Source organism: Pseudomonas sp. F3-2 (genome assembly GCF_038804275.1).
GTDB lineage: Bacteria > Pseudomonadota > Gammaproteobacteria > Pseudomonadales > Pseudomonadaceae > Aquipseudomonas.
Genome location: NZ_CP152388.1, coordinates 2,113,998 through 2,126,371, shown reverse-complemented (window position 1 = coordinate 2,126,371; position 12,374 = coordinate 2,113,998). Strand labels below are relative to the sequence as shown.

Below are 12,374 nucleotides of genomic sequence, written 5' to 3'. Positions count from 1 at the left end.
CAATAAAATCCCTCGGGGCGCTTACGCACACCGAGGGATTCTTTTAACGCAAAGCGCCAGGGCTCGCCAGTGTGATCAACGTCAGGCGATCAACGCTTGTCTTCGACCTTCCAGCTGCCACCGTCGTAGAACGCACGCCAGCCCGTCGGCTTGCCGTCCACTTCGGTCTGCACGTATTGCTCCTTGGACTTGCGGCTGTAGCGAATCACCGCGGGACGACCATCAGGGTCTTTCTTCGGCGCTTCGCACAGGAAGTGGTACTTGGGATCGATCTCATCCTTGTGCGGCACGATTTCCAGCACCAGCGGCGCACGCGTCTCGCGATTTTTCGGGAACTGGCTGGCGGCCAGGAACAGCCCCGAGGCACCGTCGCGCAGGATGTAGGTGTCGTCGACCTTCTCGCACTTGAGCTCCGGCATTTTGACCGGGTCCATCTTCGGCGGCGCCGCTTCTCCGTTTTTCAGCAGTTTGCGAGTGTTCTTGCAGTTGGTGCAGCCGAAGAACTTGCCGAAGCGGCCGGTCTTCAGTTGCATCTCGCCGCCACACTTGTCGCACTCCACGCTCGGGCCTTCGTAGCCCTTGATACGGTAGTTACCTTCTTCGATCTCGTAGCCCACGCAATCCGGGTTGTTACCGCAGATGTGCAGCTTGTGCTTCTCGTCGAGCAGGTAGGCATCCATCGCCGTGCTGCAGACCGGACAGCGGTGCTTGCCACGCAACACGCGTGATTCGGATTCGCCCTCGTCGTCTTCGGCGATCTCATCGCCCGGCGTCAGGTTGACCGTCGCCTTGCAGCGCTCTTTTGGCGGCAGGCTGTAACCCGAGCAGCCCAGGAACACGCCAGTGGACGCCGTGCGAATCTGCATCGGACGACCGCAAACCTTGCACGGAATGTCTGTCATGACCGGCTGGTTGGCACGCATGCCGCTGTCGCTGGCCTCGGCGACTTCCAGTTTTTTCTTGAAGTCACCGTAGAACTCGTCGAGCACGTTTTTCCAGTCGCGCTCGCCTTGCGCCACGTCGTCGAGATTCTCTTCCATGCCGGCAGTAAAGCCGTAGTCCATCAGGTTGGAGAAGCTTTCGGACAGACGCTCGGTGACGATGTCACCCATTTTTTCCGAGTAGAAACGGCGGTTGTGCAGTGCGACATAACCCCGATCCTGGATGGTCGAGATGATCGCCGCGTAGGTCGAAGGACGACCGATCCCGCGCTTTTCCATTTCCTTGACCAGGCTCGCTTCCGAATAACGGGCAGGCGGCTTGGTGAAATGCTGGCTTGGATCGAGCTTGATCAGCTTCAGGGTGTCGCCCTGGGCCATGTCCGGCAGCACGTCGTCATCTCCGGGCTTGCTCATCTGCGGCAGCACGCGGGTGTAGCCGTCGAACTTGAGGATTCGACCCTTGGCGCGCAGCTCGAAACTGCCGGCAGTCACGCTGACCGTGGTGGACAGGTACTGCGCCGGCGGCATCTGGCAGGCCACGAACTGGCGCCAGATGAGGTCGTACAGGCGCTCGGCGTCACGCTCCATGCCCGACAGCTTGCTCGGGTGAGTGTTGACGTCGGAAGGACGAATCGCTTCGTGAGCCTCTTGCGCGCCTTCCTTGCTGCTGTAGACGTTCGGCGATTCCGGCAGGTATTTCTTGCCGAATTCGCTTTCGATGTAAGTGCGCGCCATCGCAACGGCATCGGCCGACAGGTTGGTCGAGTCGGTACGCATATAGGTGATGTAACCGGCTTCGTACAGACGCTGGGCCATCATCATGGTTTTCTTCACGCCGAAGCCCAGGCGGTTGCTGGCAGCCTGCTGGAGCGTGGACGTGATGAACGGCGCCGACGGCTTGCTGCTGGTCGGTTTGTCTTCACGCTTGGCGATGCTGTAGGAAGAAGACTTGAGCTTCTCCAGTGCGGCCATGGCCTGCGCTTCGTTCAGCGGTTTGAAGGCCTCGCCGTTTTCGCGAGCCACTTCAAATCGCACGTTGGCGCCTTTGGCGGTGCCAAGGTCAGCGTGAACTTCCCAGTACTCTTCCGGGATGAACGCACGGATCTCGCGCTCGCGCTCCACCACCAGCTTCACGGCGACCGATTGCACACGACCGGCGGACAGGCCGCGGGCGATCTTCTGCCACAACAGCGGCGAGACCATGTAACCCACGACGCGGTCGAGGAAACGGCGCGCCTGCTGAGCATTGACGCGATCGATGTCCAGCTCGCCAGGGCGGGAAAAGGCTTCCTGAATGGCTTTCTTGGTGATTTCGTTGAACACGACACGCTTGTAGCGATCATCGTCGCCACCGATGGCTTCGCGCAGGTGCCATGCAATGGCCTCCCCTTCGCGGTCCAAGTCCGTCGCGAGATAGATGGTGTCAGCATCCTTGGCCAGCCGGCGCAGTTCGTCGATCACCTTTTCCTTGCCGGGAAGGATCTCGTACTTGGCTTTCCAGCCATGTTCGGGATCGACGCCCATGCGTGCCACCAACTGGCGCTTGGCCTTTTCCTTGGGCGACAGCGCAGGTGCTTCGGACGCAGTCTTGCCACGTTTGGCAGCAGGCTCTTTGGCGGCGCTAGCCGAACCGCTGGTGGGCAGGTCTCGGATATGGCCGATACTCGACTTCACCACGTACTGGCTGCCCAGATACTTGTTGATGGTCTTGGCCTTAGCCGGGGATTCCACAATGACCAGCGATTTGCCCATGGATCGGAAAATTCCTAATGCGAGAAAAAAGACGTTGGAGCCGTCGAGGCCCCGCTATATATAGTGGCTGTAAGGTGAGGTCAAGCAGAGGCTACTGCAAGGTCTCGCCTTATCCCCTTGAAAAAAGATCAGGTTCGGCCTGGACCAAAGCAAAGCGCGGCACTTGCTCCCCGTCAACCTCGACCGACTCCAGAAACATGCTCAAAGGGCGTACCCACAAGCCATATTCGCCATACAGCGCCTGATAGAACACCACTTCCTCTTCCGTTTCGGAATGGCGCGCGACACCGAAAACACGGTACTCGGGACCTTTGTAGTGACGGTAGAGACCTGGCTGTAACGGCATGGTGCGGACCTCGAGGATTGACGCGAAAAAACTTTCAAAAAAACATTTCCGGAGAAAAACAAAAGCCGGGGCACATGGCCCCGGCTTGCACACTCACACCGGTTAAACGCGTTCGAACACGGTGGAGATGCCTTGTCCAAGGCCGATACACATCGTTGCAACACCCAAAGTGCCGCCCTTCTGCTTCATGACATTGAGCAAGGTGCCGGAAATCCGGGCTCCGGAGCAACCAAACGGGTGACCCAAGGCGATGGCGCCGCCGTGCAGGTTAACCTTCTGGTCCATCTTGTCGAGCACTTTCAGATCTTTCAGCACCGGCAAGGCCTGTGCAGCGAAGGCTTCGTTGAGCTCGAAGTAGTCGATATCTCCGATGCTCAGACCCGCGCGCTTGAGCGCTTTCTGCGTCGCCGGAACCGGGCCGTAACCCATGATCGCCGGGTCCACGCCCGCCACCGCCATCGAACGGATCACGGCCATTGGCTCGATCCCCAGATCCATCGCCCGCTGACCCGACATGACGATCATGCAGGACGCGCCGTCGGTGATCTGCGACGAGGTGCCGGCGGTCACGGTACCACCTTTCGGGTTAAAGGCAGGCTTCAACGCCGCCAGACTTTCGAGCGTGGTTTCCGGACGAATGGTTTCGTCGAAGTCGTACATCTTCAGGAAGCCGTTCTCGTCATACCCTTGCATCGGGATGATTTCGTCCTTGAAATTGCCTTCCACGGTCGCCTGATGCGCCAGCTTGTGCGAACGCACGCCGAACGCATCCTGGGCTTCACGGGTGATGCCATGCATTTTGCCGAGCATTTCCGCGGTCAGGCCCATCATGCCCGATGCCTTGGCGGCATACAGCGACATGTGCGGGTTCGGATCGACACCGTGCATCATGCCGACGTGCCCCATGTGCTCGACGCCACCGATGACGAACACATCGCCGTTGTTGCTCATGATCGCCTGGGCGGCGGTGTGCAGCGCGCTCATGGACGAACCGCACAGGCGGCTGACGGTCTGCGCAGCGGACGTGTGCGGGATCTGGGTCATCAGCGAGGCCATGCGCGCGATGTTCCAGCCCTGTTCCAGGGTCTGGTTGACGCACCCCCAGATCACGTCCTCGACTTCGGCCGGGTCGACCTTGCTGTTGCGTTCCAGCAATTTGCTGATCAGGTGCGCCGACATGTCTTCGGCGCGGGTGTTGCGGTGCATGCCGCCCTTGGAGCGGCCCATCGGAGTACGACCGAAGTCGACAATCACGACGTCTCTCGGATTCAAGCTCATATTCTCACCTGTTCGTTGGGCACTTAGCCGAAGAAGCGCTGGCCAGTACGGGCCATTTCGCGCAGCTTCGCAGTGGGGTGGTACAGAGCGCCCAGATCAGCGTACTGGTCAGCCAGGGCAACGAATTCAGCCACACCGATCGAGTCGATATAGCGCAGCGCACCGCCGCGGAACGGAGGGAAGCCGATGCCGTAGATCAGGCCCATGTCAGCCTCGGCCGCGGTGTCGACGATGCCGTCTTCCAGGCAGCGCACGGTCTCCAGACACAACGGGATCATCATCCAGTTGATGATGTCTTCGTCGGTGACGTCGCGCTGTTCGTAGACGATCGGCTTGAGCACTTCGAGCACGGAAGCGTCGACAACTTTCTTCGGCTTGCCCTTCTTGTCGGTCTCGTAGACGTAGAAGCCCTTGCCGTTCTTCTGGCCCAGGCGATTGGCGTCGTACAGCGCGTCCACAGCGGAGCGGCGGTCGTCTTTCATGCGGTCAGGGAAGCCCTCGGCCATGACGTCGCGGCCATGATGACCGGTGTCGATGCCGACCACGTCCATCAGGTAAGCCGGGCCCATTGGCCAGCCGAACTTTTCCATGACCTTGTCGATGCGCACGAAGTCGACGCCGGCGCTGACCAACTTGGCGAAACCGCCGAAGTACGGGAAGAGGATACGGTTGACCAGGAAGCCCGGGCAGTCGTTGACCACGATCGGGTTCTTGCCCATCTTCTTGGCGTAGGCCACGGTCGTCGCCACGGCGACTTCGCTGGACTTCTCGCCACGGATCACTTCGACCAGCGGCATCATGTGCACCGGGTTGAAGAAGTGCATGCCGACGAAGTTCTCAGGACGCTTGAGCGCCTTGGCCAGCAGGCTGATGGAGATGGTCGAGGTGTTGGAGGCCAGAATGGTGCCTTCGGCAACCTGCCCTTCCACTTCGGACAACACGGCCTGTTTGACCTTCGGGTTTTCGACGACGGCTTCAACGACCAGGTCGACGTTGCCGAAATCGCCGTAAGACAGCGTAGGACGAATCGCGTTGAGCGCTTCGGCCATCTTCGCCGGGGTCAGACGACCTTTTTCGACGCGTTTGCCCAGCAGTTTCGACGCTTCGCCCAGACCCAGTTCGATGGCCTCTTCGCGGATGTCTTTCATCAGGATCGGCGTGCCTTTGACGGCCGACTGATAGGCGATGCCGCCGCCCATGATGCCTGCGCCCAGCACGGCCGCCTGCTTCACGTCCTTGGCGACTTCGTCGTAAATCTTCGCTTTCTTTTTCAGTTCCTGATCGTTCAGGAACAGGCCGATCAGACTCTCGGCCGCCGAGGTCTTGGCCATCTTCACGAAACCGGCCGCTTCGACTTCCAGCGCCTTGTCACGGCCGAAGTTGGCGGCTTTCTGAATGGTCTTGATCGCTTCGACAGGTGCCGGGTAGTTCGGACCGGCCTGGCCTGCGACGAAACCTTTGGCGGTTTCGAACGCCATCATCTGCTCAATGGCGTTGAGCTTGAGTTTGTCCAGCTTGGGCTGACGCTTGGCCTTGAAGTCGAACTCGCCGGAAATGGCGCGCTTGATCAGGTCCAGTGCCGCTTCCTGAAGCTTTTCCGGCGCGACCACCGCATCGACGGCGCCCACTTTCAGGGCATCCTCGGCGCGATTGTCCTTGCCGGAGGCAATCCACTCGACGGCGTTGTCGACGCCGATCAGGCGCGGCAGGCGAACAGTGCCGCCGAAGCCCGGGTAGATACCCAGCTTGACTTCGGGCAGGCCGATCTTGGCGGTGGCGGACATCACCCGAAAGTCGGCCGCCAGGCACATTTCCAGACCGCCACCCAGGGCGATACCGTTGATGGCAGCGAGCGTCGGGACATTCAGGTCCTCGAAATCACTGAAGATCTTGTTGGCTTCGAGGTTACCGGCCACCAGTTCGGCGTCCGGCAGCTTGAAATTGTCGACGAATTCGGTGATGTCGGCGCCGACGATGAACACGTCTTTGCCGCTGGTGACGATAACGCCTTTGACCGAGCCGTCAGCCTTGATGGCTTCGACAGCCTGACGCAGGTCGTTGAGGGTGAGGCGGTTGAACTTGTTGACGGACTCACCCTTGAGGTCGAAATTCAATTCGACGATGCCACTTTCAAGAGCCTTAACCGTGATGGCTTTACCTTCGTAAATCATCAACTGATCTCCACGATATGGAAGCTGAACAATACGCGTCAGACGCTGAAATCCGGCGAATCACCTGACCTTTCCGGCCATGCGACACCAAACGCCAGGCACCCCGTCGACACGATTCGAGCGTCTGTCAGAGCATTCCTACGGCAAACGCTCAATTCATACGCCCGTTTGATTTGGGTGCGCCTACCTTCAGCCATATTCCAACAATTGTCAATTCGGCAGACAGCGGGCAAAACCGGCAAATCGCAGGTAAAAGACACCTGTGATCAGGCGCCATTCAGCGCAGTGATCAGCACAGGGACGCGGCACGCCTACTAAACAGTGGAGGCGACGGCTAAAGGTATAAACGTCAAAAATAATTGGATCCGCAGCAGACAAATGCACCAATAAGGTCTACATTCAGCGCACTGCGCATCAAGACGGGTCGTTTTCGGAAATGCCGTGAAACGAATTTGCACGTCTTTTGCGGCGCTGCACCGCAAAGCGTCACGAATTATCGGCCTGCCTGGCCAACCCCCGGCCCGATGTTGCTATCGGGCTTTTTAATGCCTGCGATTTGCCGCGCTCTTGCGCGGCCTCACGCCAGCGCCTTGAGCACCGCAGCGATTCTCTCCAGCACCTGGGTTTCGCCCTTCTCGGCCCAGTACAGCGCGATCAGATGCTTGCCCGCTTCGACCTTATAGACGTCCGCCGGCAACGTTTCGAATTGCGCCTGCAAACGCGCATCGGCGCAAGGCTCACGCCACTGATTGACCCACGTTCCGGGCGCCGTCTGCCAGTACACCCAGACGTCCGGATCACGTGCCGTGCGCGGCCTGTGGTATTGGGCGCACGGGCTTGGTGGCTCGGTCGGCAGCCAATGGGGCCATTCCTGCGGAATCAACTGCATCGCCAGCCCCATGCGCCGCGCCTCCATGCGCATGGCCATTCTTCCGCTCTGCGAACGCGACGGGCGCAGCCAAACCAGAGGGCTCAACACCACGGCAATGATTGACAGCACTATCCACACCGTCATATGTCTATGCCCCTGCCGCGATATGTGGCAAACAAAGCATAACGGCGTGCCAGGGGCGCGTGAAAAGAGCCATAATCAAAACCATCGCAAACCTCAGAAGGAACATCCCATGTCCTATGAACATATCCTGGTAGCCGTGGACCTCACTGAAGAGTGCGATCCGGTTATCAAAAAGGCCATCAAGCTGGCCGTGGGGACCAACGCCAAGCTGTCGCTGGTACACATTGTCGAACCTATGGCCATGGCCTTTGGCGGCGATGTACCCATGGACCTGTCGCAATTGCAGCAGCAGCAATTCGATCAGGCCAAGGAAAAGCTTGCAGCACTCAAGCTGAAGTACCCGGATGTACACACCGGCGACAGCCATCTGACCTATGGCCAGCCTCGTCAGGAAATCCACAACCTGGCCAAAGAGCATCACGTCGATCTGATCGTCGTGGGCAGCCATGGCCGTCACGGCTTGTCACTGCTGCTGGGCTCCACTGCAAATGATGTGCTGCACGGCGCGCCGTGCGATGTACTGGCCGTGCGTCTGGTCAAACGCGCCGAGTAATTCCTGACGCATCAAAAAGCCCGAACCCTTGATGGGGTCCGGGCTTTTTTTGTTGCACGACGTTACTGAGTTATTCGTCCAGCTCGGCCCAGCGCTCGACCAGTGCGTCGAGTTCCTTGGTCAGCTGCTCCAGGGACGCCAGCACCTTGGCGGTTTCGGTAGCCGGACGTTGGTAAAAGCCAGGGTCGGCTATTTCTGCCTCAACAGCCGCGATCCGCTGCTCCTTGGCATCGATCTCGCCCGGAAGCGCTTCCAGCTCGCGCTGCAGCTTGTAGCTCAGCTTCTTCTTGGTAGCGGGCGCCGGTTCCTGTACGGGGGCAGGCGCTGCCACAGGCTCGACGATCGCCGAATTCAGTTCGGTCTTGCCGGACTTGCTCTCGGTCACGCCCAACAGCCGCGGCGAGCCACCTTGACGCAGCCAGTCCTGATAGCCACCGACGAATTCGCGCACCTTGCCCTCGCCTTCGAACACCAGCGTGCTGGTGACGACGTTGTCGAGGAATGCCCGGTCGTGGCTGACCATCAGTACGGTGCCCTTGAAAGTCAGCAAGACCTCTTCAAGCAACTCGAGGGTCTCGACGTCCAGGTCGTTGGTCGGTTCGTCCAGCACCAGCAGGTTGGCCGGTTTGCTGAACAGCTTGGCCAGCAGCAGACGCGCGCGCTCACCGCCGGACAGCGCCTTGACCGGCGTGCGAGCACGCTGCGGGCTGAACAGGAAATCCCCCAGATAGCTGAGAACGTGGCGACTCTGCCCGTCGATGTCGATGAAATCGCGACCTTCGGCGACGTTGTCGATCACGTTTTTTTCCAGATCGAGCTGATGACGCAACTGGTCGAAATAGGCAACGTCCAGACGCGTACCCACTTCAACCGTGCCGCTGGTGGGCTTGAGGTTATCGAGCATCAGCTTGAGCAAGGTGGTCTTGCCCGTGCCGTTGGCGCCGAGCAGACCGATGCGGTCTTCACGCTGCAGCACCATCGAAAAGTCCTTGATCAGCGTCGGGCCACCCGGGTGGGCGAAGCTGACGTTCTCCAGCACCATCACCTGCTTGCCGGATTTATCGGCGGTGTCCAGCTGAATGTTTGCCTTGCCGGTGCGCTCGCGACGTTCGCTGCGCTCGACGCGCAGCGCCTTGAGCGCACGCACGCGGCCTTCGTTGCGGGTCCGCCGCGCCTTGATACCCTGGCGAATCCACACTTCTTCCTGCGCCAGACGCTTGTCGAACAGCGCGTTGGCGGTTTCTTCCGCCGCCAGCATCGCTTCCTTGTGCACCAGGAAGCTGGCGTAGTCGCCGCTCCAGTCGATCAGGCCGCCACGGTCCAGTTCCAGAATGCGCGTAGCGAGGTTTTGCAGGAAAGAACGGTCGTGGGTGATGAACAGAACGGCGCCCTGAAATTCCTTCAACGCTTCTTCGAGCCAGGCGATGGCGCCGATATCCAGGTGGTTGGTCGGTTCGTCGAGCAGCAGCAGATCAGGCTCGGAGACCAGCGCCTGGGCCAGGAGCACGCGACGGCGCCAGCCACCGGAAAGCTCGGCCAGGGTCTTGTCGGCCGGCAACTGAAGCCGGCTCAGGGTGCTGTCGACCAGTTGCTGCAGGCGCCAGCCGTCACGGGCTTCGAGGTCCGACTGCACGTGCATCAGCTTGTCGAGGTCCTCCGCGGTGACGATGTTCTGGCTCAGGTGATGGTATTCGGCGAGCAGCGCGCCGACACCGTCGAGGCCTTCGGCGACCACGTCGAACACGGTACGGCCATCGGCCACCGGCAGCTCCTGCGGCAACTCGCCGATCTTCAGACCGGGGGCGCGCCAGACGCTGCCGTCGTCAGGCAACTGCACGCCTTTGACCAGCTTCAACATGCTGGATTTGCCTGTGCCGTTGCGGCCGATGATGCAGACCCGCTCACCACGGGCGATCTGCCAGGACACCTTGTCCAACAACGGCATGGCGCCGAACGCAAGGGACACATCGCTGAATTTGAGCAGGGTCATGAGCTTCTCCAAAAACCGGGCGCGCATTCTACCTGAGATACCCGGCCGATGGGGGCTATTCGATGACAGGCGTGTCGATGACAGACGTGATCCGGCTGGAAATGCGGGCGCTCCGTTCAGTCCGGGATAAGCGCCGTGCTGCTCACCCTCATGTGCCCGTCACGACCGGCCCAGCAACGTGCCGACGCGGGCAATCAACTCTTCCAGCGCGAAAGGCTTGGTCAGCACCGTCGTCGATCGGTCCAGCGGTTGCTGATCCGGCACCAGCGGCTGCGCGTAGCCGGTCATGAACAGCACCGGCAGACCCGGCCTGTTGCCCCGTCCTGCTTCAGCCATCTGCCTGCCATCCATCCCACCCGGCAGGCCGATGTCGGTGACGAGCAGATCGATGGGCGCATCCGATTGCAACAGTTGCAAGCCGGCCTGACTGTCGGCGGCTTCAACGACCACGTAGCCCAGATTGCCCAGCGCCTCGCTGACGAACATCCTCACCGTCGGCTCGTCATCCACCACCAGCACGGTCTCGCCCGACGCAACCGTCAGGGGCAGAGACTCAGAGTCGACCTCGGCGCCTGCCGCGACCTCGGCCGGGTGATACGGCAGTTGCAGGCAGACGGTCGTGCCACGGCCTTCGTCCGACTGAATGCTGACCTGCCCACCCGACTGGCGGACGAAGCCGTACACCATGGACAGCCCCAGCCCGGTTCCGGCGCCCACCGGTTTGGTGGTGAAGAACGGTTCGAACGCCTTGGCCAGCGTGTCAGGGCCCATGCCCGCGCCATTATCCGCGACCGAGATCGTCAGGTAGATGCCCGGCGGCAGTTCCGGGTCGAGCCCAAGCCCCGCCTCCAATTCATGATTGCAGGTGCGGATGGAGATTTTGCCGCCTGCGGGCAGCGCATCGCGGGAATTGATGCACAAGTTGAGTAAGGAGTTTTCCACCTGCGCCGGGTCCACCAGGCATGTGCTCGATTGCGCCATGAGTTCGACATCCAGCTCAATGGTCGGCCCGACGGTACGCCGGATCAACTCCTCCATTTCCGCAATCAGGACATGCACATCGGTGTGCACCGGAAGCAGGGTCTGTCGACGGGAGAACGCCAGCAGCCGATGGGTCAGCGCCGCAGCACGCTGGGCGGCGCCGTACGCCACCGACACATAACGCTCGACATCTGCGCTGCGGCCCTGATGCAGGCGCAACTTGATCAGATCCAGGCTGCCGGTGATCCCCGCCAGCAGGTTGTTGAAGTCGTGGGCGATGCCGCCGGTGAGCTGGCCGATGGCTTCCATTTTCTGTGACTGACGCAGTGCGGCTTCTGCCGCTTCGCGCTCGGCCACGGCCTGGGCAATGCGTGCCTCCAGCGTGCGATTGAGATCACGCAGCGCCGTTTCGGCGGATTTTCGTGCGGTCACGTCGATCGACGACCCGATCAGACCGATGACCTCGCCTGCCGCGTCAAGCAACGGAGCCTTGGCCGACAGCCATATCGTGGCTGAGCCATCGGGCATGTCGACGCGCTCCTCGATCTGCTCGGCTTTGCCGCTGCGCATGATGCGTTGGTCTGTCTCCATGACCTGACGCGCCTGATCTTTATCTTCGAGGAATTCCAGGTCGGTCTTGCCGAGATAGAACTCAGGCGGTTTGCCGATCAGCTCGGTCGTGCCATGGTTGGCAACCAGCATGCGCCCCTCAAGATCCTTGGCGTAGACCACGCCCGGCACCGCGGCGGTAAAGGTGCGCAGCAACGCCGACATTCGGTCTCGCTCGGCTTCCGCGGCGCGACGCGACTCGATGTCCATCAGCACGCCCGGGAAGCGCACGGGTTGTCCCTGGGCGTTCAGTTCTGCCCGGCCATTGGCTTCGACCCAGCGATAACGGCCGTCTTCCTGGCGCACGCGATACTCACAACGGTACGCGCCGCCGCGCCCCATCGCTTCCTGGATGTCGGCCGCCACGCGCGCCACGTCGTCAGGGTGAATCGAAGAAAAGGCCTCGGCGATGGGAATGCCAGCCTTGCAGCTTTCGGCGGACAAGCCGAAGGACCGGGAAAATCGTTCGTCGGCGGTGACGCAATCGCGGGTGATGTCCCACACCCAGGTGCCAATGATCGCACCGGCGTCCAGCGCAAGCTGCAGACGCTCCGAGGTGTCGGTCGGAAATTCGTGAGCCTGGGGCTGCAAGGAGGAAACCACCTGTTGGGCAGGTCGTTCATTGTTACCCTGATCCATTTCCACCCTCAGCAACCGCTTGGCAGACAAACGCCGAGCATACCCGGCCACGAGGACGAGGCGAAGTGTCACCGAGCAACGGCGTCGCCCGGCATGGGT

8 protein-coding genes are annotated in these 12,374 nt (G+C 60.8%); 1 reads left to right on the top strand and 7 read right to left on the bottom strand.

All coding sequences use genetic code 11. The annotated features are described in order from the left end of the window. Positions 1-89 precede the first annotated feature (89 nt). The 5 genes from topA to AAGQ88_RS09685 all read right to left on the bottom strand — a co-directional run bounded on the left by topA (position 90) and on the right by AAGQ88_RS09685 (position 7,503). On the bottom strand, positions 90-2,693 hold the full coding sequence (gene topA, locus AAGQ88_RS09705; protein ID WP_285423375.1) for a type I DNA topoisomerase: 2,604 nt from the start codon (positions 2,691-2,693) through the stop codon (positions 90-92). A gap of 109 nt (positions 2,694-2,802) precedes the next feature. Next, on the bottom strand, positions 2,803-3,039 hold the full coding sequence (locus AAGQ88_RS09700; RefSeq protein ID WP_285423374.1) for a DUF1653 domain-containing protein: 237 nt from the start codon (positions 3,037-3,039) through the stop codon (positions 2,803-2,805). Positions 3,040-3,141: 102 nt separating this feature from the next. Continuing rightward, positions 3,142-4,317: an acetyl-CoA C-acyltransferase FadA gene (fadA, locus tag AAGQ88_RS09695; RefSeq protein ID WP_342655135.1), complete on the bottom strand. Its 1,176-nt coding sequence runs from the start codon at positions 4,315-4,317 to the stop codon at positions 3,142-3,144. A gap of 23 nt (positions 4,318-4,340) precedes the next feature. After that, on the bottom strand, positions 4,341-6,488 hold the full coding sequence (gene fadB / locus AAGQ88_RS09690) for a fatty acid oxidation complex subunit alpha FadB (RefSeq protein ID WP_285423372.1): 2,148 nt from the start codon (positions 6,486-6,488) through the stop codon (positions 4,341-4,343). A gap of 577 nt (positions 6,489-7,065) precedes the next feature. Next, on the bottom strand, positions 7,066-7,503 hold the full coding sequence (locus tag AAGQ88_RS09685; protein WP_342655134.1) for a hypothetical protein: 438 nt from the start codon (positions 7,501-7,503) through the stop codon (positions 7,066-7,068). Positions 7,504-7,612: 109 nt separating this feature from the next. Here AAGQ88_RS09685 and AAGQ88_RS09680 point away from each other — a divergent pair, with 109 nt between their 5' ends. Next, positions 7,613-8,056 (top strand): universal stress protein, encoded by a 444-nt coding sequence (locus AAGQ88_RS09680; protein ID WP_285423370.1) that lies wholly within the window; start codon positions 7,613-7,615, stop codon positions 8,054-8,056. A gap of 70 nt (positions 8,057-8,126) precedes the next feature. Here the strand turns inward: AAGQ88_RS09680 and AAGQ88_RS09675 are convergent, their stop codons facing one another. Further along, positions 8,127-10,046 (bottom strand): ATP-binding cassette domain-containing protein, encoded by a 1,920-nt coding sequence (locus tag AAGQ88_RS09675; RefSeq protein ID WP_342655133.1) that lies wholly within the window; start codon positions 10,044-10,046, stop codon positions 8,127-8,129. 159 nt (positions 10,047-10,205) lie between these two features. Beyond that, the gene (locus AAGQ88_RS09670; protein WP_342655132.1) at positions 10,206-12,275 is read right to left on the bottom strand and encodes a PAS domain-containing protein; all 2,070 of its coding nucleotides are present in this window, start codon (positions 12,273-12,275) and stop codon (positions 10,206-10,208) included. Between the last annotated feature and the right edge of the window lie 99 nt (positions 12,276-12,374).

Excerpts from the sequence above, each read along its gene's own strand:
- topA (WP_285423375.1), bottom strand. The coding sequence starts at position 2,693 with ATGGGCAAATCGCTGGTCATTGTGGAATCCCCGGCTAAGGCCAAGACC.
- AAGQ88_RS09700 (WP_285423374.1), bottom strand. The coding sequence starts at position 3,039 with ATGCCGTTACAGCCAGGTCTCTACCGTCACTACAAAGGTCCCGAGTAC.
- fadA (WP_342655135.1), bottom strand. The coding sequence starts at position 4,317 with ATGAGCTTGAATCCGAGAGACGTCGTGATTGTCGACTTCGGTCGTACT.
- fadB (WP_285423372.1), bottom strand. The coding sequence starts at position 6,488 with ATGATTTACGAAGGTAAAGCCATCACGGTTAAGGCTCTTGAAAGTGGC.
- AAGQ88_RS09685 (WP_342655134.1), bottom strand. The coding sequence starts at position 7,503 with ATGACGGTGTGGATAGTGCTGTCAATCATTGCCGTGGTGTTGAGCCCT.
- AAGQ88_RS09680 (WP_285423370.1), top strand. The coding sequence starts at position 7,613 with ATGTCCTATGAACATATCCTGGTAGCCGTGGACCTCACTGAAGAGTGC.
- AAGQ88_RS09675 (WP_342655133.1), bottom strand. The coding sequence starts at position 10,046 with ATGACCCTGCTCAAATTCAGCGATGTGTCCCTTGCGTTCGGCGCCATG.
- AAGQ88_RS09670 (WP_342655132.1), bottom strand. The coding sequence starts at position 12,275 with ATGGATCAGGGTAACAATGAACGACCTGCCCAACAGGTGGTTTCCTCC.